This is a genomic window from Rhodanobacter sp. C01, assembly GCF_002001045.1.
Lineage (GTDB): Bacteria > Pseudomonadota > Gammaproteobacteria > Xanthomonadales > Rhodanobacteraceae > Rhodanobacter.
Genome location: NZ_MUNR01000014.1, coordinates 78,323 through 103,427, shown reverse-complemented (window position 1 = coordinate 103,427; position 25,105 = coordinate 78,323). Strand labels below are relative to the sequence as shown.

Sequence of the window (25,105 nt, the reverse complement as noted above, 5' to 3'; positions counted from 1 at the left end):
GCAAGCACGGGCGCGGGGCTTCGCACGAGTCAACATCGACTTTCCATGCAACGATCGCGTCGTCTGCAGCATGGCCCAGGTCGATCACGATCAACCCGGGGCGCCGCTGGCAGCCCCCAGCGCCTTGCGCAGCGTGCGCAACAGCACCTGGGTGGCGACCGGTTTGTCGATCACGTACAGATGCTCCAGCGGCGGCAATTCGTCCAGATTCGGTGGCGCACCAGGGTGTGCCAGCAGGATCACGGGACCGCTGTAGCCATACTCGATCAGCGCGGCCAGCGTACGTACGCCAGTCATCAGGTTCATGTCCGCATCCAGCAGGACCAGATCGGGCAGGCCACCGGCCTCGATCCATTGCAAGGCAGCCGTACCACTCTGGCTGGCGTGGGCCTGGTAGCCGTAGGCATCCAGCATGTCGGACAGCAGTGACAATTGGCCGGCCTCCTCCACCACCACCAGCACCCGTTCGGCCGCTCCTTCCAGGCTGTCCATCTGGTCCGGCTGATCGCCGTCGGCGACCAGTTCGTCCAGCGGGATATACAAGTCGAAACGGGTACCCTTGCCCGGCGCGCTGTCGACCCGCATCACGCCGCCGTGACTGCTGACGATACGCTGGCATGACAACAGACCGAGCCCGGTACCCGCCTCCTTGGTGGTGAAGAAAGGCTCGAACAGGCGCTCCAGCACTGCCTTGTCCATGCCCGGTCCGCTGTCGATCACGCTGATGCGCAGATAGTGGCCCGATCGCGGCGACTCCCGGGGCAGGAAGAACTCTTCCGGCAGCTGCACCCGTGAAGTCTCGATGCGCAGGTGGCCGCCATCCGGCATCGCCTGGATCGCATTCAGGCACAGGTTGAGCAGGCACTGCTGCAGTTCGGTGTGGTTGCCCTCGAACGACAGCTCCGGATCGTCGATCGCCAGCTCCATCTTCACCGTGCGTGGCACGCTGCCCTGCATCAGCAGATCGAACGCGCTGAACAACGTCCCCAGCCGCACCTGTTCCGCACGGCGTGCGCCGCGGGCGAACGACAGCATCGAGTGCACCATGTCCAGGCCGCGCTTGCCGCAGTCCCGCACCAACCTGCCCAGCCGCGCCAGCCGCGGATCGTCCTGATAGTCCTGCAGGCTGTCGCCCGCCAGCAGCAACGGCTGCAGCAGGTTGCGCAGGTCGTGGCTGAGGCCCCCGGCAAGCATCGCCAGGCTTTCGAAACGTTGCGCACGGATCAATTCGGCCTCGGCGCGACGATTGGCCTTACGTGCCTCGGCTTCGTCCAGTGCGCGACGCACCGCACTGGCCAGTCGCGCCGGGTTCTGCTTGAGGATGTAGTCGGTGGCGCCTTTGCGCAGCGCCTCGATCGCCGACTCTTCGCCGAGAGTGGCGGAGACGAAAATGAAGGGCAGTTCCTCGTCGCGCTGACGCAAGAGCTCCAGCGCATGCTCGCCGGAAAAGCCGGGCATGCTGAGATCGGACAGCACGATGTGCGGCTTGAACTCGTCCAGCGCGGCCACGAAATGCGCTTCGTCGTCGACCAGCCTGACCTCATAGCCGATGTTGTCGGCATCGAGTTCGGCCAGCACCAGTTCGGCATCGAGCTCGCTGTCCTCGACCTGCAGCACGCGAATGATTGGCATCGGTCGGATCTGCCGGTTTGGCATGTGGGTTCCCGCGACGGCTCTGTTTGGTTGTACCTGTCCAGCTACCGCGAAGCGCCCATTGATGCGCCCCGCGCCCCTTGACTCCATCGGTCAATCGTTCTCGGGCCCCTGGTTGAGGACCGCCCAGAACTGCCCCAGCGTGCGTACCGCCTCGAAAAACTGATCCACGTCGACCGGCTTGATCACGTAAGCATTGGCGCCGAGATCCCAACTGCGTGCAAGATCGCTTTCCTCGCGCGAGGACGACAGGATCACCACCGGAATCCGTCGCATCCGCTCGTCCTTGCGCATGATGGTGAGCACGTCGAGCCCGTTCATCCGCGGCATCTTGATGTCCAGCAATACCACTGCCGGATCGCTCGGGTCGCGCGAAGCCCACCGGCCGCGCGCGTAGAGATAATCCAGGCACTCCACGCCATCCTCGACGTGCACCACAGGGTTGGCCAGGTGGGCCTCTTCCAGCGCATCCATGGCCATTTCGGCATCGGCCATGCTGTCCTCGACCAGCAGGATGGTACGCAACTCACGCTTGTTCATGCTCGACTCTCAGGTACGTGCCCCGGCCAAGTCGGTGGCCGGCAGCGAAAAGTGGAAACGTGCGCCGTGCCCGGGTTCGGCATCGGCCCAGACGCGACCACCGTGGCGCGCGATGATGCGCCGGACATTGGCCAGGCCGATGCCGTTGCCGGGGAATTCCGAAGCGCGATGCAACCGCTGGAATACTCCGAACAGCTTGTCCGCATACTGCATGTCAAAGCCGGCACCGTTGTCGGCCACGGTGAATTCGTAATCGCCGCTGCGTCCCTGCTGCACGCTCACGTCGATGCGCGCCACCTCGCATTGACCTGTGTATTTGACCGCATTGCCGAGCAGGTTCTGCCAAACCGTGCGCAACATGTTCTCGTCGCCGATTACCATCGGCAACGGAGAGACGGACCAGACGATGCGCCTTTCCGGCGCACCCGGCTCGACCAGTGCACGCGCCTCGTCGACCAGTGACTGCATGTCGATCGCCTGCAGGCGCAATGCGCCGCGACCAAGCCGCGAGAACACCAACAGATCGTCGATCAGCAAAGACATGCGCTGCGCCGAAGTGGCAATCACCTCGATGTAATGACCGGTCTTGTCGTCGCTGCGCTCGCCCAGATGCTGCTCCAACTTGCGGGCAAAGCCGGCGATGTGCCGCAATGGCGCACGCAGGTCGTGCGAAACCGAATAGCTGAATGCCTCCAGCTCGCGATTGACGTCGGAAATTTGCGTCACCTTGCCTTCGAGCTGGCGGTTGAGCTCGGTCACCTTCTGCTCGGCCAGTGCGCGCACGGTAACATCGCTCACTGTCAGCAGCAGGGCCGGCGCATCGGCATCCTGTTGTTGTAGCCGGCGCGCATTGATCACGACGTGCCGCTCGACTCCGTCGGCGGTACGCTGGATCATGTCGTAATCCCACAGTTCGCGGTCGCGCAAAAGCACGTCGCCAAGTCGCTGCAACAATGCGCCGTCACGCCAGGCACCCTCGCCCACCTCGACCAGCGGCTGCGCGCGTTGCCGCGGATCCATTCCGTACATCTCGCTGAACGCATTATTCACCAGCACGCTTCGCAGGCTCTCGTCGAACAGCGCGATCGGTTCACGTACGGCCTGCAGAATCATCTGCGAGCGCAGCACCGCGCGCCCTTCGCGGGTCTCGGCCAACTGGCGCCGGCCGATCTGCCGCTCGGACGCGACCACGATGATGGCCAGCAGCAGCAACTGCGCCAACGCCGTCATGCTGAGCACGATTCGGCTGTTCGACACCTCACGCTGGACCATGACCTGGCGATTCGCCAGCAGGTTGTCCTCGTAATGCACGATATCGGCGATATCGTCGTTGATGACGAACAGGTCGCCGGCATCACGAAGCGATTGCCGGGCGCCAGCCTGGTTATGTTGCTGCAGTCGCGACAGCGCCTGGTTCATCAGCGCCATCCGGCCATGCAGACTGTTTTCAAGCGCGCCTATCCTCACCTGCTGGTCCGAGCTGTCGCGCGTCATCTCGCGCAATTCCTGCAGCAGAGTTGCTATTTGCCGATTGGCCAACTGCGCACGCTGCTGCGTCAACGCGTCGCTGTCGCCTGCAAGCAGGCGGTAGATGGCCGCCTCGCTGTCGCGGACCACATAGGCAAGTTCGTAGGTGACCGCCTTGACGGCGTTGGAATGGATTACCCAGTCCGTGGCCAGCTGGGTGTCACGCGCACTGGAAAGCGTCACGACGTAAGGCAGGACGACGATGGCCACAACCGCCATCAACAATCCGGCGGTGCGCCAGCGCATGATGTCCCCGGCTTTCATGTGGATTGCAGCATCGGCCAGCCCGACGTGGATTTGGTCACGGGCATTCTGGCATGTTTTCGCCACCCATCCACCCGGTCACGGAGACACCGCAAGGACATTGCGCAACCCTTGCCGGAACCGGCCGCGCTACTGGCCGTAGCGACTGCTCGCCGCCGGACGCGCCGCATCGCCGATGCCCCAGGTCCGGTTCGGCTGCGCTTGCATGGTGAAGTGCAATTCGCCGCCGCCGAGGATCTCGGCATGTCGAAGATAGACGCGATCCAGCGGCTTGCCGTTGAGCGTCACCGCACCGACGTAGGGGTGCGCGTCGTCCAGGCGATCGGCCACTACGGTGAACGTGTGCCCATTCGGAAGATGGATAGCTGCCTTCGGCACGAACGGCCGGCCGATCGCGTACTCGTCGCTGGCCGGCGTCACCGGATAGAAACCCAGCGCAGTGAACACGTACCACGCCGACATCTGGCCGAGGTCGTCGTTGCCAACGAGGCCGTCGGGCCGCGTGGCGTACTGGCTGTCCATGATCTGCTTCAGCCGTTGCTGCGTCTTCCACGCCGCGCCGGCGTAGTCGTAAAGATAGGCGATGTGGTGGCTTGGCTCATTGCCGTGCGCGTACCAGCCGATCAGGCCGGTGATGTCCTCCACGTTCTTGAAGATCGACGGATCGACCTTGGCATCGAACATCTGGTCCAGCTTGTCGACGAACTTCGCATCGCCGCCGAAAGCGGCAATCAGTCCGGCCACGTCCTGCGGCACATACCAGGAGTATTGCCACGCATTGGCTTCGGTGTAATCGCTGCCATAAGCAGCGGAGGCCGGATCGAACGGTTCGCGGAACTGGCCGTTGCTCAGTTTTGCGCGCATGAAGCCGGTCTTCGGGTCCCATACGTTGCGCCAGTTGGTGGCGCGCTTTTCGAAAGTGGCCGCGATGTCGGCCTTGCCCATCGCCTTGGCCATCTGCGCGATCGCCCAGTCGTCATAGGCGTACTCCTGAGTCTTGGAACCACCCTCCACTTCCTTGTCGATCGGCACGTAGCCGAGCTTCATGTAATCGGCGAGGTCACCGTAGTTGCCATAGGTGGCGGTCGACACCATCGCCTTCATCGCATGGTCGGCGTCGAAGCCGCGCACACCCTTGATATAGGCATCGGCGATGATCGCCACGGCGTGATAGCCGGTCATGCACCAGGTCTCCAGTCCCTGATAGCTCCACACCGGCAGCATGCCGAACGGGCTGGCCTGCTGCGCGGCGATCAGTGAGCGGATGAACTGCGTGCTCAGATCCGGGCGCAGCAGCACCATCAGCGGCTCCTCGGCACGGTAGACATCCCACATCGACCAGCTGGAATAGAACTCGAAGCCCCCTTGATCGTCTTGGGCGTGATGCACCTGATGATCCGGCCCGCGGTAGTCGCCATTCGTGTCCATGCTCAGCGTCGGCGCCAGCATCGCGTGGTACAGCGAAGTGTAGAAACCGGTGCGCTGCGCCGGTGTCCCATCCACATCGATCACCGACAGCGCCTTGTCCCACGCCGCCTTCGCCGCGGCACGCTGGCCATCGAAATCCCATCCCTGCCCATCCTGATCGAGATTGGCGATCGCATTCGCCTCGCTGACCGCGGAGATCGCGACCTTCACTTCGAGCGGCTGTTTCAGCGCGCCGAAATCGAACACGCCGACCAGTGCACGCCCGTTCTGCGCATTTCGATCCTCCAGCTGGTTACCCGGCCCCGCGAAGCCCTTGTAGACGATATCTGTCTCGCGGTTGTACAGCTCGCGCGACGACATCGGTTGCGAGAAACGCATCGCGAAACACAGCTCGCGTCCCGGCGCCCAGCCGCGGGTGGTGCGGCAGCCCGTCACCACGCCGTCGGCATGCACATGCAGATCCGCCCACAGCACCTTGCCCGGGTAGTCGTAGATGCTCGGGCGAAGGTCGAGCAGCACGTGCGCCGGCTTGCCGATCGGGAAGGTATAACGATGCCAGCCGATCCGCCGGCTGGCGGTGAGCTCCGCGCGTACGTCGTAATCGCTCAGCGTCACCGCGTAGTAACCGGGCTGCTCCACTTCGCTGGCATGGCTGAAGCGCGAGCGATAGCCACTGCCAGGCTTCGTCGCATCGCCGGGCTCCAGCCTCACCTCGCCACTGATCGGCATCACCAGTACATCACCGAGATCCGAATGGCCGGAGCCGGAAAAATGCGTGTGCGAGAAGCCCATGATGGTGGGATCGCCGTACTGATAGCCCGCCGCCCATTTGTAGGCATGCTTGAAATCCGGCATTGCCGTGTCCGGCGACAACTGGATCATCCCGAACGGCACGGTGGCGCCCGGAAAGGTATGGCCGTCACCGCCAGTGCCAATGCGTGGATCGACGGCGTCGGCATGGCCGGAAGCCGCCATCGCGGATAACGGCCCCAGGCTGAGGGTGACCATCAACAGGCGAAACCAGGGGCTGGTCATCAGGCGATTCTCCGAATTTGGATCGTTCCAAATACAGCACGCTAGCACTGCCGCTGGCGCATCGCATGTTGCGTTGCGAGATCGACGGCGTTGCACGGACACGGTTACATTTGGATCGTTCCAATCTGGAAATAACGATGGACAGCACCACGCCGGTCCGACGCAAGATCACCCTCAGCGATATCGCTGCCGGGTGTGATGTCTCACGCGCCACGGTCTCATTGGTGCTGCGCGGCAGCCCGCTGGTGAACAAGCACACCCGCGCCCGCGTCGAGGAGGAGCTGCGCCGCCAGGGCTACGTCTACAACCGTGCCGCTGCCAACCTGCGCCGACGTACTTCATCCAGCATCGCACTGGTGTTGAACGACCTGGCAAATCCGTTCTTTGCCGAGTTCGCCGCCGGCGTCGACGCCGCGGTCGGCGACGCCGGCTTCGTTACCCTGCTCGGTTGCACCAGCGAATCCTCGACACGCGAGCAGGCCGTGCTTGGCTCGCTGATCGAACACGGACCAGCCGGCATCATCCTGTCGCCGGCCGAAGGCAGCAGTGCGCAGCAGGTGCTGGCTGCAATGGGTGCACAGACGCCGCTGCTGTTGTTCAACCGCGAACTCGGCGGCAACCTGCCGGAATACGCACACTGGGATCTGCTGATACTGGACAACCAGCGCGGCACGCGGCTCGCCACCGAACACCTTATCTCGCGGGGTCACCGGCACATTGCGTTCTTCGGCGGGCATCGCGACTCGAGTTCCTGCCGCCAGCGTCATGCCGGTTATGCCGAGGCGATGCAGGCGGCCGGCCTGCGCATCGAACCGCATTGGCAGGTGGAATGCGCGCCAACCCGGCTCGATGCCGCCAGCCAGACTGCGGCGCTGTTTGCGGCCACGCCGGCACCCACTGCGGCAGTCTGCTACAACGATGCGGTGGCACTGGGCCTGATGCTCGGATTGAACCAGCGCGGTCTGCACCCGGGCCGCGATTTCGCCCTGACCGGCTTCGACGACATCGCCGAGGCATCCATGAGCATGCCGCCGTTGACCACGCTCAGTACCGCCCCGCGCGAGCGCGGCCGCCAGGCGGCCGAACTGCTGCTGCTACGCCTGCGCGAACCCTCGGCCGATACCCGCCGCACCATCGCGCCGGTCAAATTGATGGTGCGCGAAAGCAGCTGTCCTCCCCACACCGCCTGACCAACCCAGGAAATCCGCATGGCCTTTGCCGCCCCACCGCAGTCATCCAGCGTCGCCACCAACGGCGGCCGTGAACGCTATACCGATTACCCGATGGCGCTCGGCGTGCTCACCACGATTTTCTTCATGTGGGGTTTCCTGACCTGCCTCAACGACATCCTGATCCCGCATCTGAAGTCGATCTTCCAGCTCGGCTATGCGCAGGCCATCCTGGTGCAGTTCACCTTTTTCGGTGCGTACTTCCTGATGGCACTGCCAGCAGGGCGATTGGTCGCCGCATTGGGCTACAAGAAAGGCATCGTGGCCGGACTTGCAATCGCCGGACTCGGCGCACTCGGCTTCTGGCCTGCGGCCGACCTGCACCTGTATCCCGCCTTCCTGGGTGCGCTGTTCGTGCTGGCCACCGGCATCACCGTCCTGCAGGTGGCTGCCAATCCCTACGTTGCATTGCTGGGATCGGAGACGACCAGTTCCAGTCGCCTGACCCTGGCGCAAGCACTGAATTCGCTCGGCACCACCCTGGCACCGTTGTTCGGCGGCTTGCTGATCCTGTCCAACGTCGTGAAGAATCCCGACGAGCTGGCCGCGCTGGCACCGGCCCAGCGCCTGCTATACGACACCCAGCAGGCGCAGGCCGTGCAGTTCCCGTACATCGGGCTGGCCGTCGTGCTGTTCCTGCTGGCAATCTTCGTGTGGCTTTTTCGCCTGCCGGCGTTGAGCGAGACGACTGACAAGGGCGATCATGGCAAGCACGGCTTCATCGAAGTCTTGCGCCAACCGCATGTGCTGTTCGGTGTGCTCGGCATCTTCTTCTACGTCGGCGCCGAAGTGTCGATCGGCAGCTTCATGGTCAATTACCTGTCGATGCCCGACATCGGCCACATGAGCGAACAGCAGGCAGCGCACTACGTGTCCTGGTACTGGGGCGGCGCGATGGTCGGCCGCTTCATAGGTTCGGCGCTGATGGCAAAATTTTCGCCGCGCAAGCTGCTCGCCCTGTTCGCCACGATCAATGCCCTGCTGGTATTGACTACCATGCTCGGTGGTGGCGACGTTGCGGTGTACAGCATCATCGCGATCGGTCTGTTCAACTCGATCATGTTCCCGACCATCTTCGCGCTCGGCATCGAGCGACTGGGGCCGATGACCAGCAAGGCGTCGAGCCTTCTGATCATGGCGATCGTGGGCGGCGCTGTGGTTCCCTACGTGCAAGGCGTGTTGGCCGATCACATCGGCCTGCAGCACGCGTTCTTCCTGCCGCTGCTCTGCTACCTGTACATCGTGTTCTACGGCCTTCGCGGCTCCAGGGTAAGCACCGTGCCGCAAGCCAGCTGAAGACCGCATTGCGCGCACCGAGCCTTTCCAATCCGAGAAATCACCTGCATGTCCACACCACCCATCCTGTGCTTTGGCGAAGCGCTGATCGATTTTCATGCCGAGGGCAGTGACGGCTCCGGTTTCGCACCGCAATTCGTGCCGTTTGCCGGGGGTGCCCCCGCCAACGTCGCGGTGGCCGCGGCACGGCTCGGCGGTACGGCACGTTTCGCCGGCATGTTGTCGCAGGATCGTTTCGGCGATTTCCTGCTGGACAGCCTGCGGCATGCCGGCGTCGGTACCGACGATGTGGCGCGCACTGATGCGGCGAATACCGCGCTTGCCTTCGTCACGCTGGATGCGCACGGCGAACGCAGCTTCAGTTTCTACCGCGAACATACGGCCGACCTGCTGTTTCGTCCGGCGCATTTCCGGGCCGATACCTTCCGTGATATCGAGGTGTTCCATGTCTGTTCCAACAGCATGACCGACCCGGCCCTGGCCGCAACCACCCGCGAAGGCATGCAGCGTGCGCACGGCACCGGCGCGCTGGTCAGCTTCGACCTCAACCTGCGCCCGGCGCTGTGGCCAGCTGGCACCGATCCGCAACTGCTGCTGTGGCCGGCGCTGCATCTGGCCGACGTGGTGAAGCTGAGCGCGGAGGAATTCGCGTGGCTGGCGGTGGATGGCGAGCAGGCTGCACTCGACCGGCTGTGGCTGGGGCGCACACGGCTGGTGGTGGTGACCGACGGCGCGAAACCGCTGCGCTGGTTCCACCCCGATGCCGATGGCGAACTACCGTGCTATCCGGTCGACGTGGTGGATTCCACCGCCGCCGGCGATGCCTTCGTCGGCGGCCTGCTGTGCTGCCTCGCCGAGCTTGCGGCCGGACCTGACCGGCTCGACCAGCTGGTGACCGAACTGCCGCGCCTGCACGCCATGCTGCGCTTCGCCGCTGCCTGCGGCGCACTGACCGTTACCCGCCAAGGCTCGTTCGCCGCGATGCCGCATGGCGACGAAGTGCTGGCCTTCATGGAGCAGCAGGCATGAGCACGCCATCGACCATGCCCGACTTCCGTTCCAGCGCTTTCCTGCGCAGCCATATCGCGCAGACGATGGCGTTCTATCACCCGCGTGCGATCGATCCGACTGGTGGCTTCTTCCACTACTTCAAGGACGACGGCACGATCTACAACCGCCGCCATCGTCACCTGGTCAGCAGCACGCGTTTCATCTTCAACTACGCGATGGCAGTGATCGAACTCGATACATCAGCCTCCCTCCGCAGCGAGTACCTCGATACGGCGCGGCATGGCCTGCGCTACCTGCGCGAGGTGCATCGCGATCCGCGCAGCGGCGGCTATGCCTGGACGCTGCTGGATAACCAGCCGGAGGATCGTACCAACCACGCCTACGGCGTCGCCTTCGTGCTGCTCGCCTATGCCACCGCGTACCGAGCCGGCATCGTCGAGGCCGCGGCATGGATGGACGAAACCTGGCGGCTGCTGGAACAGCGCTACTGGGATGCCGCCGCCGGGCTGTACCGCGACGAGGCCGATGCCAACTGGCAGTTCAGCGACTACCGCGGGCAGAACGCAAACATGCACATGTGCGAGGCGATGCTGGCGGCCTACCAGGCCAGCGACGAGCCACGCTACCTGGAGCGCGCGCTCACGCTTGCCGATCACATGACCCGCCGCCAGACCGCCCAGACTGGCGGACTGGTGTGGGAGCACTATGACCGCAACTGGAACATCGACTGGAACTACCACCGCGACGATCCGAAGCACCTGTTCCGCCCGTGGGGTTTTCAGCCGGGCCACCAGACCGAATGGGCCAAGCTTCTGCTGATCCTGGAGCCGCTGTTGCTTGAACGCGGCCGCGAGGAAGACTGGCTGCTGCCGACCGCGAAGCGGCTGTTCGACACCGCGCTGGCACGTGCCTGGGACAAGGAATACGGCGGCATCTGCTACGGCTTCGCGCCCGACGGCAGCGTGTGCGACGACGACAAGTATTTCTGGGTGCAGGCCGAATCGCTGGTCACCGCTGCCTTGCTACATGCGCGTACCGGCCTGCCCGTCTATGACGACTGGTACGGGAAACTGTGGGCGTACGCGTGGCAGCATTTCGTCGATCACCAGTACGGCGCGTGGTACCGCATCCTCACCCGCGACAACCGCAAGATCGACGACGAGAAAAGCCCTGCCGGCAAGACCGACTACCACACCATGGGCGCGTGCTACGAACTGTTGCATGTGTTGCCACCGCGCTGACCCTCCGGAACGCGCCGCCATTCTTTCCTCCGCCGCATGCCTGATGCTGCAAGCACCTCCATCCCCTGGAACTGATGCATGAAAAACCTCACGCTCCCATGCTTTGCTGCCTGCCTGTCGTTGCTTTCCACAGCGACATTGCCCGTACATGCCGCGGATGCCGGCACTGCCTCACGCTTCGACCCACTGCAGACCTTTGCGCCCTACGTCTATCCACAGTCGGCGAACGCCTATCGCTCGGCCAGCGGCAAGCCCGGCCCGCTGTTCTGGCAGAACCACGCCGATTACCAGATCAAGGCCACGCTCGACCCGGCCAGCCGCAAGCTCAGCGGCAGCGAGGTGATCAGTTACACCAACCACAGCCCGGACTCACTCGACGTGCTGTGGCTGCAGCTGGATCAGAACCGCTATCGCAAGGATGCGCGCGGCGCATTCACGGAGCGCTTTCCGAAAGAATTCACCGATGGCTACACCATCGCCTCGGTCGCCGTGGAAGACGCGCACGGCCATCAACAGGCCGTGAAATGGGTGGTGTCCGACACCCGCATGCAGGTACAGCTGCCCGAGGCGCTGAAGGGCAATGGCGGCAGCCTGCGCGTGCATATCGCATGGAGCTACACGGTGCCTGGCGAGTTCGGCGGCCGAACCGACGTGAACCCGAGCAAGAACGGCGACATCTTCGAGATCGCGCAGTGGTATCCGCGCATGTGCGTCTACGACGACCTGCGTGGGTGGGACACCGCGCCCTACCTCAACCAGGAGTTCTATCTGGAATACGGTGATTTCGATTATTCGGTCACCGTACCCTCGGACATGATCGTGGTCGGCTCCGGCGAACTGCTGAATCCGACCGAGGTGCTCACGAAGATCGAGCAGCAGCGACTGGAGCAGGCGCGTCACAGCGACACCACCGTGATGATCCGCACCGCCGAGGAAGTCACCCAGCCGTCCAGCCGTCCGAAGCAGGGCGGCACGCTGACCTGGCACTTCCGCATCCAGAACAGTCGTGACGTGGCCTTCGGCGCCTCCAAGGCCTATGTGTGGGACGCCGCACGGATGAATCTGCCAGAAGGCCGGACCGCGCTGGCGATGTCGGCCTATCCGGTCGAAAGCGCGGGCAAGGAGGCGTGGGGACGCGCCACCGAATACCTCAAGGCCGCGACCGAGTACTTTTCGAAGCAGTGGTATCCCTATCCTTGGCCGGTTGCGATCAACGAGGCTGGTACCGCTGGCGGCATGGAGTATCCGGCCATCACCTTCGATGACAAGACTTCCCGTGGCAGCGAACTGCACGCGCTGATCGCGCACGAGATCGGCCACAGCTGGTTCCCGATGATCGTGGGCAGCAACGAGCGTCGCGATGCCTGGATCGACGAGGGTTTCAACACCTTCATCGACGTCTACGAGGCTGACCATTTCAACCACGGCGAATACGCGCCCAAGCGCGACAATGAATATGCACCCCACAGCGGTAGCCCTGGCGACCAGATGGCGAAAGTGCTTGCCGATGCCGCCGCACCGCCGATGCTGATCGGTGCCGACATGGTGCCGGAGAAATACCGTCACCCGATCACTTACTTCAAGAGCGCCTACGGCCTGGTGCTGCTGCGCGAGCAGATCATCGGGCCGGAGCGTTTCGACCCTGCGTTCCGCCGTTTCATCGCCACCTGGGCGTACAAGCATCCCAGCCCGTCGGATTTCTTCCGCTTCATGGAAAGCGAAACCGGCGAGGATCTGGGCTGGTTCTGGCGCGGCTGGTATCAGCACAACTGGCAACTGGATCTTGCCGTGCAGAACGTGGCGCCGGTCGATGGCGACTGGCACAAGGGGGCACAGGTGACCGTGGCCAATATGGACCAGCTGGTGTTGCCGGCCACGCTGGAAGTGGTCTACAGCGACGGCAGCAGACAAGACGTGCGCGTACCGGTGGAAACCTGGCAACAGCACCACAGCTTCACCCTGCAAGTGGATGGCGACAAGCCGGTGAAATCAGCCACCATCGACCCCGCGCATGCACTTCCGGACCGCGACCGCAGCAACAACACGTTCACTGTGCAGCAGTGAGGCGGCAGGTGCCTGTCGACGCGCGCGACAGGCATCCCAGCCACGCTCAAGCCGTTCAGTTCAGCACCCGGCTGGCGGCATCGGCACGAATCCGCCCCGGGCTGATTCCGCTCACCCGCTTGAACAGACGCCGGAACGCTGCCTCGCTGCTGTAACCGAGCTGCTCGGCGATGCAGGCCACGGATTGCTGCCGGGAGCGCAGCAATTGCTCGGCGATGCTCACCCGCCACTGCGTGACGTACTGCATCGGCGGCATCTTCATCAATTGCGTGAACCGCTCGGCAAACGCCGAGCGCGACATGCAGGCATGCGAAGCCAGCGATTGCATGGTCCAAGCGTGACCCGGGGTTTCATGTACCGCCTGCAGCACCCTGGAAATGCGCACATCCGCGAGCGCTGCGAATACGCCACGCCGCTCACCCGCGCGATGGGCGTAGTCGCAGACAGCAAGAGTGAACAGGGCATCGGCCAGCTTGTTCAGCAGAACCTGCCGACCGGCCAAGCCGGCATTCACCATCTCGACCATCATGCGTGACAACTGCCGAAAGGTGTCGCCGGCGTCCTTCGAGCGCACCACGAAGCACGCAGGCAGCGCGTGGCTGAGTGGATGCTGCGAGTTGCCGGAGAAATGCAGCTCCCCGCAGATCAGACTGGTGTGGTCGCCGTGCCGCGAATCGACGCATCCATCCGTGCCGAGCCTGTGCGGATCGCCGTGCGGGAAGATCACCAGGTCGCCCGCCTCCAGATCCAGCACGCATTCCAGTGCACTGCAATGAACCTGGCAGCGGCCCGCACCGACCAGATGGAAAAGACCGCAGTGGTAGCGCGGCGCGTCGAGGAACCATGAGCCGCAGCGATGCAGTTCGGCGACGACATCCACCCGCAGCATGGACTGATTGAGCACCGATTCGAGTGCCGGCTCGATCGACGCCAGCCCGATCGGGACGGCATGCGGTCCATGGGACAACATCGGATCGGGTTCGATATACACGGGCAGTCCTTCCGTCGAGTAGCTCTTAGGCTTACTTCGTCGGAAGCACGCTGCAGGTTACACCTTCAATTTGCCACCGTCGGCACCGGCACCAGGCGGGGAACTTCAAGGCGACGAGAAGCCGCCGATCAGTCCGCTGCTCAGCCACTGCTGCAGCAGGCTTGCCATGCGCGGCATCGCGCTCGCCGGATCGCGATGGCCGGCCAGTCGTTCACATAGCGAGGCAAACGGTTCGCCGTCGACGGCGCCGGTCAGGGCCGAGCACTCGTCAGCCTCGATCTGCCGGTAACGCACGGTCAGGGACTGGCGCCATACCAGCAGATGACGTACCTCGCCGTAGTGGCGCCGACGCGGCCGGGGATCGCCGCGATCGGCAGCGCGGCGGAAAGCCTCGGCGTTGTGCCGGACCGACAGCAGCTGCAGGTGCGCCTGCGGATGCAGGTGCAGACCGGCCCATGCGTCTGCGCGCACCCTGGCCAGATCCGTCACGCCAAGCACGGGCTCATCGGCGACATCAAACGCCGTGGAGATCGCCCAGTCCAGCCGCGCCATCTCGGCCAGCTCGGGCTTGTCGCGCCAGGGCAGCGCGTACTCCAGAAACGCCGCCAGGCCGGCACCGTGCCAGCGGATGTTGTAGTGACCCGACGGATGCGCCTCGACATAGCTTTCCAGCAGCCTGCCGAAACGCCGACCTGTCAACACGGCCAGTCCGGGAAACTCGGTAACCAGCGCGTCGCGCAGACGGATGCGGTAACCGTTTCGATAGATGGCCAGCCGACTCGCGGCATCGCCACGAGCATCGGCATGCAACTCGGGCAGCTTCGGCGGCCGATCGGCCAGCACGGCCTGCAGCAAGTGTTGTTGCAGCGCCTGCAGGTTGCTCATGCCGCCGCCTGCAGCAAGGACATCGCCAGCAGGCGCGCATGATCGAGTTCGGCCAGCAACTCGGCCAGCGGCGGCATGTGGTCGTCGCGCTCGATCATCGTCGAGACCCTGCCATAGCGACGCACGGCTTCGATGTACAGATCCCACACCGCATCGACGACCGGCGCATCATGGGTGTCGATGAGCAGGTGTTCGCCGTGCTCATGACCGGCCAGATGAAACTGTTGCACGCGCGCTGCCGGGATGCCGTCGAGATAGTCCAGCGGCGAGAACCCGTGGTTGTGCGCACTGACATGGATATTGTTGATGTCGAGCAGGATCAGGCAGTCCGCGCGTTCGGCCACCGCCGCCAGGAACTGCCACTCGGTCAGCTGCGAATCGGCGAAGCTGATGTAGCTTGAAACGTTCTCCAGCAGGATGCGCCGGCCCAGCCTGTCCTGCACGCGCCGTACCCGGTCGACCACATGCGCCAGCGCTTCCTCGGTATACGGCAGCGGCATCAGGTCATGCAGGTTGACGCCCTGCACGCCGGTCCAGCACAGATGATCGGAGATCCACGCGGGTTCCACGCGCCGCGCCAACTCGGCAAGGCGGCCAAGATAACCCTCGTCCAGTGGATCGGTGCTGCCGATCGACATCGATACGCCGTGCATCGCCAGCGGGAAGCGCTCGCGGAATTTTTCCAGCCATGCCAGCGGACGGCCGCCGGGGATCATGTAATTCTCGGAAACCACCTCCAGCCACTCGACGTGACCGGGGTTCTCGAGCAGTGCCTCGTAGTATTCGACACGCAGACCCAGGCCATAACCCAGGCACGGCAGCTTGAGCTTGCTTGAGTTCGTCTCGGTCGTCATGACATCGGCAGCCACGGGCAGGCATTGGGGATGAAGGGCTTTCCGGCCAGGGCCGGAAAGCCCTTGCGGAAGATCAGGAGGCTTTGTTGGCCGCCTGCGCAGCCGTGCAGTCGGCCTGGGTCTTCTGCATGGTGAAGCCTTGGCCCTTGCACGAGTTCTGACCCTTGCATGAGTTGGTGGCCTGCTTGCATGCGCCATGTCCTTTACAGGATGACGAGTTCATGCACTTCACCGCAGCGGCACTGCCAGCGTCGCTCGGCGAAGCGACGGCAGCAGACATCGAGGACGCGGCGAACAGGCCGGCGACCATCATGGCCATGGCCGCACCGTTGAGTTTGTTGGTCTTCATGGGTAACTCCTGACAAGTCGTGTGGGCCGCATCGGATGCGGCATGAGGGATATCCCGCCGGGTCGTCTTCCACAACGCTGGAAGCCCATCCCGACGGCTGCATTCTCGGCATGCGGAAGCTCGCCGGCTGTTCCCGCCCATCCTGTTTTTGTGCCCGATCGTCCGGCATCCGACAGCATTGCAGCATGACCGGACGCGCGGCAAGAAAGCCCGGACGCCCGAACATGGCGAGCCGCGATGGCGGCACGCATGATGCCGGCACCCCACGCTGACAGGATTCCCAAGATGCGCCAGTTCATCGCTGCCAGGGCCTCGCGCCTGCTCGACCTGCTTCACACCGCACGCTGGATCGGCCCACTCGTGGTACGCCTCGTGTTCGGTTATTTCTGGCTGGAAACGGGTATCGCCAAAGTGCAGAACCTCGCCGGGTTCACCCAGCGCTTTGTCGGCTGGCACATCCCCTACCCCGCCTTCAGTGCCGCCCTGTCGGCGTGGACCGAACTGCTGGGCGGACTGCTGATCATGCTCGGCCTGTGCACCCGGCTGATCTGCATACCGATGCTGATCAACATGGCCGTCGCCGTGACCCTGGTCGTATCGACCAACCTGATGGGGCTGGACGATTACGTCGAGGCGGATGAAGTGGTCTACAGCCTGATCTTCTTCTGGTTGCTCATCGCCGGCCCCGGCAAGGCCAGCATCGACACGCTGCTGGCGCGCTGGCTGGGCATCCGCACGCACGCCTGATCCATGGCACCGCGGGTAACCAGGGCAATCCCTGCAGCGAAGAACTGGATGCATCGCGTCGAACTACATCGACGGCATCCACATGTTCCACGACCACGGATATCACCATGAAAACAGCCACACGCAATTATCTGACAGGCGCCGCCCTTTTCCTGATGCTGACCGGCAGCGTGCTGGCCGCCGAAGTGCCGTTCAATCAGGCCCGTTTCGAACAGGCAAGGGCCGCCGGCCAACCGGTGGTGGTCTACTTCCATGCGGACTGGTGCCCGACCTGCCGCGTGCAGCAACCGATCGTGGCTCGGCTGGCCGCGGAGCCGCAGTTCAGACCGGTGACGATTTTCGAGGCCGACTTCGACACCGAGACCGCACTGGAGAAAACGCTGAAGGTCACACAGCAATCGACTTTTGTCGTCTTCCGGCAGGGTCACGAGGTCACCCGCTCCACCGGGCAGACCGCCGAACCGGCGATTCGCGACACGCTGCAAAAGGCCTTGTGATGGATTTCGGCGTTGGCACCTATGCGGTGAGTTTCCTGGCTGGCCTCGCCTCCATCCTCTCGCCCTGTGTGCTGCCGATCCTGCCGATCCTGATCGCCTCGGCGTTGTCCCGGCATCGCCTCGGCACGGCGGCACTGGCGCTGGGACTGGCGTTGTCGTTCGCGCTGGTCGGCATCTTCATCGCGACCCTGGGCGCCTCCATCGGTCTCGGCCCGGAGACGCTGCGCCACGTGGCTGCAGTGCTGATGGTGCTGTTCGGTGTGGTGATGCTCTCTTCATGGCTGCAGGCCGGATTCGCCCGGCTCAGCTCGAGCCTCGGCTCGACCGGTCAGCGCGCGCTCGGTGCGATCAAGGGCGAAGGCCCGTTCAGCCAGTTCCTGATCGGCCTGCTGCTCGGCCTGGTCTGGAGTCCTTGCGTCGGCCCCACCCTGGGCGCCGCCACCACGCTGGCGGCACAAGGCAGGGATCTCGTCCAGATCAGCCTGCTCATGCTCGTATTCGGGCTGGGCGCCGGGTTTCCGCTGCTGGTGCTGGGTGGCCTGTCGCATGCAACGATGATGCGTGTGCGTGGTTCACTGGCCTCCGTCGGACACGTCGCGAAGTCCGTGATGGGCGCCCTGTTCGTGCTGCTCGGCGTACTCATCCTCACCGGACTGGATCGCCGACTTGAAGGCTTTCTCCTGGCGATCAGCCCCGATTGGCTGACGCGACTGACGACGTCACTGTGACGGCGGATTTCCCGCAGGAAATGTCGCGGTACACGTTCGGGAAAAGGTTCGGCGCCTGACCGCGTCAGGCCGCGCGCCGGCAGTCACGCCGCACCGCTGCCGAAGATCACCCGTGTGGTGTACTTCCTCGATAACGCAATGCCTCCACCAGCAGCGAAAATGCCGGCGAGGGCTGGCGCCTGCTCGGGTAGTAGAGGTGGTAGCCGGGGAACGGCGGGCACCAGTCGGCGAGCACACGTCGCAGCTTGCCGTTGGCGATTTCGGCCCGGACCAAATCGTCGGGTACGCAAGCCAGGCCAAAACCGTCGAGTGCCGAGGCGATGACGTGGCGGGTGTTGTTGAAGATCAGCCGCCCTTCCACGCGCACGTTGAGGGGATGGCCGTTCTTCTCGAACTCCCAGGCATACAGGCCGCCATGGGTGAGGAAGCGGAGGTTGATGCAGTCGTGGCCGGTGAGGTCACGCGGCGTCTTCACCCGGGGGCGCGAGGCCAGATAGTCCGGTGAGCCGACCACGGCCATGCGCATCGGCGGACCGATCGGCAAGGCGATCATGTCATTGGCCACCTGCTCGCCGAGGCGGATGCCGGCATCGAAGCGCTCGGCGACGATGTCGGTGAGGCTGGAATCGCTGATCACCTCGACGCGGATGTCGGGGTACTCGGGCAACAATTTGCGCAATACCGGCCACAGGATGCTGCTGGCGGCATGTTCGCCGGTGGTGATGCGCAAACTCCCGCTGGGCTTGTCGCGCAGTTCGCTCAGGTTGGCCAGGGCCGTCTCGATGTCCTCGAAGTTCGGTGTGAGCTCGTTGGCCAGTCGCTCGCCCGCTTCGGTGGGCGCCACGTTGCGCGTGGTGCGGGTCAGCAGGCGCAGGCCAAGTCGCGCCTCCAGCCCGCGGATGGTGTGGCTGAGTGCCGACTGCGACACCCCCAGCTGCGCGGCGGCGCGAGTGAAGCTGCGCTCGCGCGCCACCGCGAGGAAGGCCAGCAGATCGTTGTAGTTCTCGCGAGCCATGCGCCGGCCACCCATTAATGAATTCTGATCATAAGAGCATTCGGATTATCCCGTCTAATCAAACAAGCTCCGGTAGCACAAACTGCACGTATTCCGATGCCGGGATCAGCCAGATGGCTGCCGCGCGGCAGCCCTGGCATCGACAACGCCCATATCGCAACACCTTCTTTGGAGAAACACGATGCAAACCCGCACGCTTGGCAACAGCGGCCTCGAAGTCTCCGCCATCGGCTTCGGCTGCATGGGCATGACTTCCGCGTATGGGCAGCCGGGTGACCGGCTGGACATGATCGCGCTCACGCGAGCAGCCGTGGAACGCGGTGTCACGTTCTTCGACACGGCCGAAGCCTATGGCCCGTTTGCCAACGAGGAACTGGTGGGCGAAGCGCTGGCGCCGGTGCGCGACCGGGTCGTGATCGCGACCAAGTTCGGCTTCGACATCGACCTGCAAACCGGCGAACGACGCGGCGGGGTCAACAGCCGCCCCGAGCACATCAAGGCAGTGGCCGAGGCGTCGCTGAAGCGGCTCAGGACCGATCGCATCGATCTGTTCTATCAACATCGCGTCGACCCGAGCGTGCCGATGGAAGATGTCGCGGGCGCGGTCAGGGATCTCATCGCGGAAGGCAAGGTGAGGCACTTCGGCCTGTCGGAAGCCGGCGCTGGCAGCATTCGCCGCGCCCATGCGGTGCAACCGGTTGCCGCTGTCCAGAGCGAGTACTCGTTGTGGTGGCGGGGAGCCGAGGGCGAGATCCTGCCTACCCTGGAAGAACTGGGCATCGGCTTCGTCAGCTTCAGCCCGCTCGGTGCCGGCTTCCTCACCGGCAAGATCGATGAAAACACGAAGTTCGAGAGTACGGACTTCCGCACCGCGGTTCCCCGTTTTTCGCCGGAAGCACTGAAAGCGAACATGGCGCTGGTCGATCTCGTGCGTGGCGTGGCTGCGCGCAAGGGCGCCACTCCCGCGCAGATCGCGCTCGCGTGGCTGCTCGCACAACGCCCATGGATCGTGCCGATTCCCGGCACCACGAAGCTGCATCGGCTTGACGAGAACCTGGGCGCGCTTGCCGTCGACCTCACCGCCGGCGACCTTCGCGAGATCGAAGAAGCCGCATCGAAAATCACGCTGCAGGGAGCTCGCCTTCCCGAAAGCGTACTGAAAATGACCGGGCTGTAATCCCGGGATCATCGGAGTCAATGCAATGAAAAGTCGCACATTGGGAAACAGCCAGCTCGAAGTCTCCGCGCTCGGCTTCGGCTGCATGGGACTGAACCACGCCTATGGCGTTGCGATGGAGAAACAGGACGCGATCGCCTTGCTTCGGCAGGCTGTCGAAGTCGGCGTGAGCTTCTTCGATACCGCCGAGGCCTATGGCCCGTTCACCAACGAGGAACTGGTTGGCGAGGCGTTGGCGCCGTTTCGCGACAACGTGGTCATCGCGACCAAGTTCGGTTTCAAGAATGGCGATTCGAAGACCGGCATGGACAGCCGGCCGGAGCGCATCCGCGCCGTCGCCGAGGCCTCGCTCAAACGTCTCCGGACGGATCGCATCGACTTGTTCTACCAGCATCGCGTCGATCCGAACGTACCCATGGAAGACGTGGCCGGCACCGTCAGGGATCTGATCGCGGAAGGCAAGGTCAAACACTTCGGCCTGTCGGAAGCCGGCGTGCAGTCGATCCGTCGGGCACATGCGGTGCAGCCGGTCGCCGTGCTGCAAAGCGAGTATTCGCTGTGGTGGCGTGAACCGGAGCAGGAAGTGCTGCCGACCTGCACGGAACTGGGCATCGGCTTCGTGCCGTTCAGCCCGCTGGGCAGGGGCTTCCTCGCGGGAAAGATCGACGCAAGCACCTCGTTCGCCAAGGACGATTTCCGCAACAACGTGCCGCGCTTCTCGCCCGAGGCGCGCCGGGCCAATCAGACGCTGGTCGACCTGCTGGGGCGCATCGCGGCCGGCAAGCAGGCGACTCCGGCGCAGATCGCGTTGGCGTGGCTGCTGGCGCAGCAGCCGTGGATCGTGCCGATTCCGGGCACGACGAAACTGCATCGGTTGAAGGAGAACATCGGCGCCGCGGATATCGCGCTGAGTGCCGATGATCTTCGGCAAATCGCCGAATCATTGGCGCAGATCCGGGTGCAGGGTGACCGCTACCCGGCGCACCTGGCAGCGCAGGCGGGCAAGTGAACGAACAGAATCCATGAGGCAATACGATGGCAATCACTGAAGCCGCACAGCGCAATCACGACCAGCTGTTCCCCGGCCACGTTTCGACGCTGAAGGTCAGCGATCCCGAGCTGATCGAGATTTTCGACAACTGGGCATTCGGCGAGGTCATCAAAGCCAGCGACATGGATATCCGCGTGCGCCTGATGGTGCAATTGGCAGCGCTGATCGCCTGCCATGCAGTCGACGAGTACCGCGCCATGCTGGACGGCGCGTTGAACGTCGGCGTGACGCCGGTGGAGGTGAAGGAGATCGTCTATCAGGCTGTACCCTATGCCGGCATGGGCAGGGTGTTCGATTTCATCCATGCCACCAATGATGTCTTCCGCATCCGCGGCATCGCGCTGCCGCTGGAAGAACAGTCGACCACGACGGTACAGACACGGCATGCCGAAGGGCTGGCGATTCAGCAGCGCTTCTTCGGCGAGCGCATCGACGCGATGATTGCGCAGTCGCCGAAGGACCAGCTGCATATCCAGCACTTCCTGTCCGCCAACTGCTTTGGCGACTGGTACACCCGAAAAGGCCTGGACCTGAAAACCCGCGAGCTGCTGACCTTCGCGATGCTGGCGGCGCTGGGTGGTTGCGAACCCCAGCTGGGCGGCCACGTCGCCGGCAACCTGGCGATCGGCAACGACCGCCAGATGCTCATCGACACACTGACCCAACTGCTGCCGTTCATCGGCTATCCGCGCACGCTGAATGCCTTGCGGGTGGTCAACGAAGGCACATCGGCATAGGTCCGAACGAACAGGCTTGTCACACGCTGATCGACACACTTCCCCATCCACACGCAGGACTTCACCATGGAAATCATCCGCAACGGCTCGCAACCTCCCATCACCGGTCCGACTGAATACTTCACCGGCACCGTGCGCATCGATTCGCCGTTCAAGGGCATCGGCGATGCGAACATATCCGGTGCCTTCGTGACCTTCGAGCCGGGCGCGCGCAGTGCCTGGCATACCCATCCGCTGGGGCAGGTGCTGATCGTCACCGCGGGCAAGGGCTGGACCCAGTGCGAGGGCGAGCCGATCGTCGAGATCAACGCCGGCGACATCATCGTCTGCCCACCGGGCCACAAACACTGGCATGGCGCCACACCGACCACCTCAATGACGCATATCGCGGTGCAGGAAGCGCTCGACGGCAGGGTCGTCGACTGACTGGAAAAAGTCACCGATGCGGAATACCTGACGGGACCGCAAGCCTGAGGCGCATCTGGGCCGCAGATTGCAAGCAAGACACGAACCTTGCTCGTTGCCACGCTAAACATCATGTCATCCGCTATCGAGGCGCATGCCTCAACGAGGAAAACAAAAAAGTGAATCCCACCTTTGATTTCAAGGATCAAGTTGCCCTGGTTACCGGCGCCAGCTCGGGCCTGGGGCTGGCAACCGCAAAAGCCTTCGCCGAAGCAGGTGCGGCGGTCGTCCTTGCCGACCGCAACGAGAGAGCTCTCGAGGCCGTCACCAAGGAACTGACATCAGCCGGCCATCAAGCCATCAGTGTGATCTGCGACGTATCAAACGAAACTCAGGTCGCCGCGATGGTCGATCGCGCTGTTACTACCTTTGGCCGACTGGACATGGCGTACAACAACGCCGGCATCCTCGGCCCGATGGGTGACGTGACCGAAGAGACCTCAGAGGCTTTCGATGAAGTGAATGCCGTCAATCTGCGTGGCGTCTGGACCTGCATGAAGCACGAGCTGCTGCAGATGCGCAAACAGGAGAGCGGTGCGATCGTCAACTGCTCCTCGCTGGGTGGGCTGGTCGGGTTGGCCGGCCGCGCGGCTTACCATGGGAGCAAGCATGGGGTGATAGGCTTGACCAAGAGCGCCGCACTGGATTACGCAGCGCAAGGTATTCGCGTCAACGCCATCTGCCCCGGTTGCATCGATACGCCCATGGGCGACGGGATCGATCCCACCGCGATGAAGGTTTTTCTGCGTGATCAACCGATCGGTCGCATGGGTCGTCCGGAGGAGATTGCTGCAGCGGTGCTTTGGCTGTGCAGCCCCGGCGCGAGCTTCGTTCTCGGCGTAGCATTGCCTGTAGATGGCGGCTTCGTTGCCCACTGACCAACCATCGATCGAACAACAAAGTGGAAGCACCCTCACCTGTGCCCCGCTCGCCTCATACCGAAGGAGACATGCATGACAACCAAAGCCTATGGCGCGCACGCCGCCGACAAGCCGCTGGAAGCGATCGACATCGAGCGCCGCGCACCCGGCCCGCAGGATGTGCAGATCGACATCGCCTATTGCGGTGTCTGTCATTCCGACCTGCATACCGTGCGCTCCGAATGGGGTGGCACGCTTTACCCCTGTGTGCCCGGCCACGAGATCGTCGGTCATGTCAGCGCCGTGGGCAACGACGTGAGCGGCTTCAAGGTCGGCGATACGGTGGGCGTGGGTTGCCTGGTCGGCAGCTGCCAGCATTGCGCTGCCTGCGACGAGGGGCTGGAGCAGTACTGCGAGAACGGTTTCGTCGGCACCTACAACGGCCCGACGACAGACGCACCGGGGCACACGCTGGGTGGCTATTCGCAGCGCATCGTGGTCGACAAAAAGTTCGTGCTGAAGATCCGCCACCCCGAATCGCAGCTCGCCGCGGTCGCGCCGCTGCTGTGCGCCGGCATCACCACCTACTCGCCGCTGCGGCACTGGAATGTCGGCCCCGGCAAGAAGGTCGGCGTGGTCGGCATCGGCGGACTGGGCCACATGGGCGTGAAGCTCGCGCATGCGATGGGCGCGCACGTGGTGGCGTTCACCACCTCGGACAACAAGCGCCAGGCGGCGCTGGACCTGGGCGCGGACGAGGTGGTGGTTTCGCGCAACGAGGGCGAGATGCGCGCGCACGCCAACAGCTTCGACTTCATCCTCAACACCGTGGCCGCCAGCCATTCGCTGGACGCCTTCACGGGATTGCTCAAGCGCGACGGCACACTGGTGCTGGTCGGCGTACCTGAACACCCGCATCCGTCGCCGAGCGTGGCCAATCTGATCTTCAGGCGACGGAACATCGCTGGTTCGCTGATTGGCGGCATCGCTGAGACTCAGGAGATGCTGGATTTCTGTGCGGAAAAAGGCATCGTCTCCGATATCGAGATGATTCCGGCTCAGAAGATCGACGAGGCTTACGACCGCATGGTGAAGGGTGACGTCAAGTACCGCTTCGTCATCGACAATGCGTCAATGAACAGCTGAGGTTTTCCTCGATCGCAGGTCGATGGGACATTCACCTCGACCCAGCGTCGTGCAAGCTTGCGTGACCACGGTGGTCACGCAAGCTCCCGCGTCAAGCAGGGACTTCAACAGTAGAACTACTGGCGACGTGTTGACTGTATTCGTTGGGCGTCAGATGGCCCAGGGAGTCGTGAGCGCGTTGTTCGTTGTATTCGGGCATCCACCACAAGGCGACTTGGCGTGCATCTTCCATGAAGAGGACGGATGCCGCTATGCCCGGCTCCAGAGCCTTGCGCCAGGACCACTCATGACGAACGGTCCATACTCGCAACCCAA

The 25,105-nt window shown here is 63.7% G+C and carries 23 protein-coding genes; 14 read left to right on the top strand and 9 right to left on the bottom strand.

The genetic code is table 11. The features are described 5' to 3' along the window. Positions 1 to 90 precede the first annotated feature (90 nt). From B0E50_RS14730 to B0E50_RS14715, 4 genes are all read right to left on the bottom strand, one after another. Positions 91 to 1,632: a response regulator gene (locus B0E50_RS14730; RefSeq protein ID WP_077442099.1), complete on the bottom strand. Its 1,542-nt coding sequence runs from the start codon at positions 1,630 to 1,632 to the stop codon at positions 91 to 93. 114 nt (positions 1,633 to 1,746) lie between these two features. Beyond that, positions 1,747 to 2,193 (bottom strand): response regulator, encoded by a 447-nt coding sequence (locus B0E50_RS14725; protein WP_077442098.1) that lies wholly within the window; start codon positions 2,191 to 2,193, stop codon positions 1,747 to 1,749. A gap of 9 nt (positions 2,194 to 2,202) precedes the next feature. Further along, complete coding sequence (locus B0E50_RS14720) at positions 2,203 to 3,984, bottom strand: ATP-binding protein (RefSeq protein ID WP_077442097.1); 1,782 nt, start codon at positions 3,982 to 3,984, stop codon at positions 2,203 to 2,205. A 129-nt stretch (positions 3,985 to 4,113) separates the two neighbouring features. Continuing rightward, a complete protein-coding gene (locus B0E50_RS14715) occupies positions 4,114 to 6,420 on the bottom strand; it encodes a GH92 family glycosyl hydrolase (RefSeq protein WP_254427342.1) in 2,307 nt (768 codons plus the stop codon). 158 nt (positions 6,421 to 6,578) lie between these two features. On the opposite strand from B0E50_RS14715, the gene B0E50_RS14710 reads away from it, so the two are divergent. The 5 genes from B0E50_RS14710 (at position 6,579) to B0E50_RS14690 (ending at position 13,288) form a co-directional block, all read left to right on the top strand. Then, a complete protein-coding gene (locus B0E50_RS14710) occupies positions 6,579 to 7,637 on the top strand; it encodes a LacI family DNA-binding transcriptional regulator (RefSeq protein ID WP_139350926.1) in 1,059 nt (352 codons plus the stop codon). A 93-nt stretch (positions 7,638 to 7,730) separates the two neighbouring features. After that, complete coding sequence (gene fucP, locus B0E50_RS14705; protein WP_254427341.1) at positions 7,731 to 8,972, top strand: L-fucose:H+ symporter permease; 1,242 nt, start codon at positions 7,731 to 7,733, stop codon at positions 8,970 to 8,972. A 48-nt stretch (positions 8,973 to 9,020) separates the two neighbouring features. Further along, positions 9,021 to 10,001: a carbohydrate kinase gene (locus B0E50_RS14700; RefSeq protein WP_077442094.1), complete on the top strand. Its 981-nt coding sequence runs from the start codon at positions 9,021 to 9,023 to the stop codon at positions 9,999 to 10,001. Then, the gene (locus B0E50_RS14695) at positions 9,998 to 11,224 is read left to right on the top strand and encodes an AGE family epimerase/isomerase (RefSeq protein WP_077442093.1); all 1,227 of its coding nucleotides are present in this window, start codon (positions 9,998 to 10,000) and stop codon (positions 11,222 to 11,224) included. Before B0E50_RS14700 ends, B0E50_RS14695 begins: the two co-directional genes overlap by 4 nt. Positions 11,225 to 11,302: 78 nt before the next feature. Next, positions 11,303 to 13,288, top strand: a complete 1,986-nt coding sequence (locus B0E50_RS14690) for a M1 family metallopeptidase (RefSeq protein WP_139350892.1) — start codon at positions 11,303 to 11,305, stop codon at positions 13,286 to 13,288. A 55-nt stretch (positions 13,289 to 13,343) separates the two neighbouring features. Here the strand turns inward: B0E50_RS14690 and B0E50_RS14685 are convergent, their stop codons facing one another. The 4 genes from B0E50_RS14685 to B0E50_RS14670 form a co-directional block, all read right to left on the bottom strand. Continuing rightward, on the bottom strand, positions 13,344 to 14,279 hold the full coding sequence (locus B0E50_RS14685) for an AraC family transcriptional regulator (protein WP_077442092.1): 936 nt from the start codon (positions 14,277 to 14,279) through the stop codon (positions 13,344 to 13,346). A gap of 105 nt (positions 14,280 to 14,384) precedes the next feature. Beyond that, entirely contained in the window at positions 14,385 to 15,164 is a 780-nt protein-coding gene (locus tag B0E50_RS14680; protein WP_077442091.1) for a DNA-binding domain-containing protein, read from the bottom strand. Beyond that, complete coding sequence (locus B0E50_RS14675) at positions 15,161 to 16,018, bottom strand: DUF692 domain-containing protein (protein WP_077442090.1); 858 nt, start codon at positions 16,016 to 16,018, stop codon at positions 15,161 to 15,163. Before B0E50_RS14675 ends, B0E50_RS14680 begins: the two co-directional genes overlap by 4 nt. A 73-nt stretch (positions 16,019 to 16,091) precedes the next feature. After that, the gene (locus B0E50_RS14670; protein ID WP_077442089.1) at positions 16,092 to 16,367 is read right to left on the bottom strand and encodes a hypothetical protein; all 276 of its coding nucleotides are present in this window, start codon (positions 16,365 to 16,367) and stop codon (positions 16,092 to 16,094) included. A 285-nt stretch (positions 16,368 to 16,652) separates the two neighbouring features. Here B0E50_RS14670 and B0E50_RS14665 point away from each other — a divergent pair, with 285 nt between their 5' ends. The 3 genes from B0E50_RS14665 (at position 16,653) to B0E50_RS14655 (ending at position 18,339) form a co-directional block, all read left to right on the top strand. Further along, on the top strand, positions 16,653 to 17,114 hold the full coding sequence (locus B0E50_RS14665; protein ID WP_077442623.1) for a DoxX family protein: 462 nt from the start codon (positions 16,653 to 16,655) through the stop codon (positions 17,112 to 17,114). Positions 17,115 to 17,221: 107 nt separating this feature from the next. Beyond that, positions 17,222 to 17,611, top strand: a complete 390-nt coding sequence (locus B0E50_RS14660; protein ID WP_077442088.1) for a thioredoxin family protein — start codon at positions 17,222 to 17,224, stop codon at positions 17,609 to 17,611. Further along, the gene (locus tag B0E50_RS14655) at positions 17,611 to 18,339 is read left to right on the top strand and encodes a cytochrome c biogenesis CcdA family protein (RefSeq protein ID WP_077442087.1); all 729 of its coding nucleotides are present in this window, start codon (positions 17,611 to 17,613) and stop codon (positions 18,337 to 18,339) included. Before B0E50_RS14660 ends, B0E50_RS14655 begins: the two co-directional genes overlap by 1 nt. A gap of 106 nt (positions 18,340 to 18,445) precedes the next feature. Here B0E50_RS14655 and B0E50_RS14650 read toward each other — a convergent pair whose 3' ends face one another. Then, positions 18,446 to 19,354: a LysR family transcriptional regulator gene (locus B0E50_RS14650; protein ID WP_077442086.1), complete on the bottom strand. Its 909-nt coding sequence runs from the start codon at positions 19,352 to 19,354 to the stop codon at positions 18,446 to 18,448. A gap of 181 nt (positions 19,355 to 19,535) precedes the next feature. Between B0E50_RS14650 and B0E50_RS14645 the strand changes: the two genes are divergently transcribed. The 6 genes from B0E50_RS14645 (at position 19,536) to B0E50_RS14620 (ending at position 24,790) form a co-directional block, all read left to right on the top strand. Next, positions 19,536 to 20,531, top strand: coding sequence for an aldo/keto reductase (locus tag B0E50_RS14645; RefSeq protein ID WP_077442085.1), 996 nt, complete (start codon positions 19,536 to 19,538; stop codon positions 20,529 to 20,531). A gap of 25 nt (positions 20,532 to 20,556) precedes the next feature. Next, complete coding sequence (locus tag B0E50_RS14640; protein ID WP_077442084.1) at positions 20,557 to 21,540, top strand: aldo/keto reductase; 984 nt, start codon at positions 20,557 to 20,559, stop codon at positions 21,538 to 21,540. A 26-nt stretch (positions 21,541 to 21,566) separates the two neighbouring features. Continuing rightward, the gene (locus tag B0E50_RS14635) at positions 21,567 to 22,319 is read left to right on the top strand and encodes a carboxymuconolactone decarboxylase family protein (RefSeq protein ID WP_077442083.1); all 753 of its coding nucleotides are present in this window, start codon (positions 21,567 to 21,569) and stop codon (positions 22,317 to 22,319) included. Between the two features lie 66 nt (positions 22,320 to 22,385). Then, positions 22,386 to 22,745 (top strand): cupin domain-containing protein, encoded by a 360-nt coding sequence (locus tag B0E50_RS14630; protein WP_077442082.1) that lies wholly within the window; start codon positions 22,386 to 22,388, stop codon positions 22,743 to 22,745. A gap of 158 nt (positions 22,746 to 22,903) precedes the next feature. Beyond that, positions 22,904 to 23,662: a glucose 1-dehydrogenase gene (locus B0E50_RS14625; protein ID WP_077442081.1), complete on the top strand. Its 759-nt coding sequence runs from the start codon at positions 22,904 to 22,906 to the stop codon at positions 23,660 to 23,662. Between the two features lie 75 nt (positions 23,663 to 23,737). Next, complete coding sequence (locus B0E50_RS14620) at positions 23,738 to 24,790, top strand: NAD(P)-dependent alcohol dehydrogenase (RefSeq protein WP_077442080.1); 1,053 nt, start codon at positions 23,738 to 23,740, stop codon at positions 24,788 to 24,790. The last annotated feature ends 315 nt before the right edge of the window (positions 24,791 to 25,105 follow it).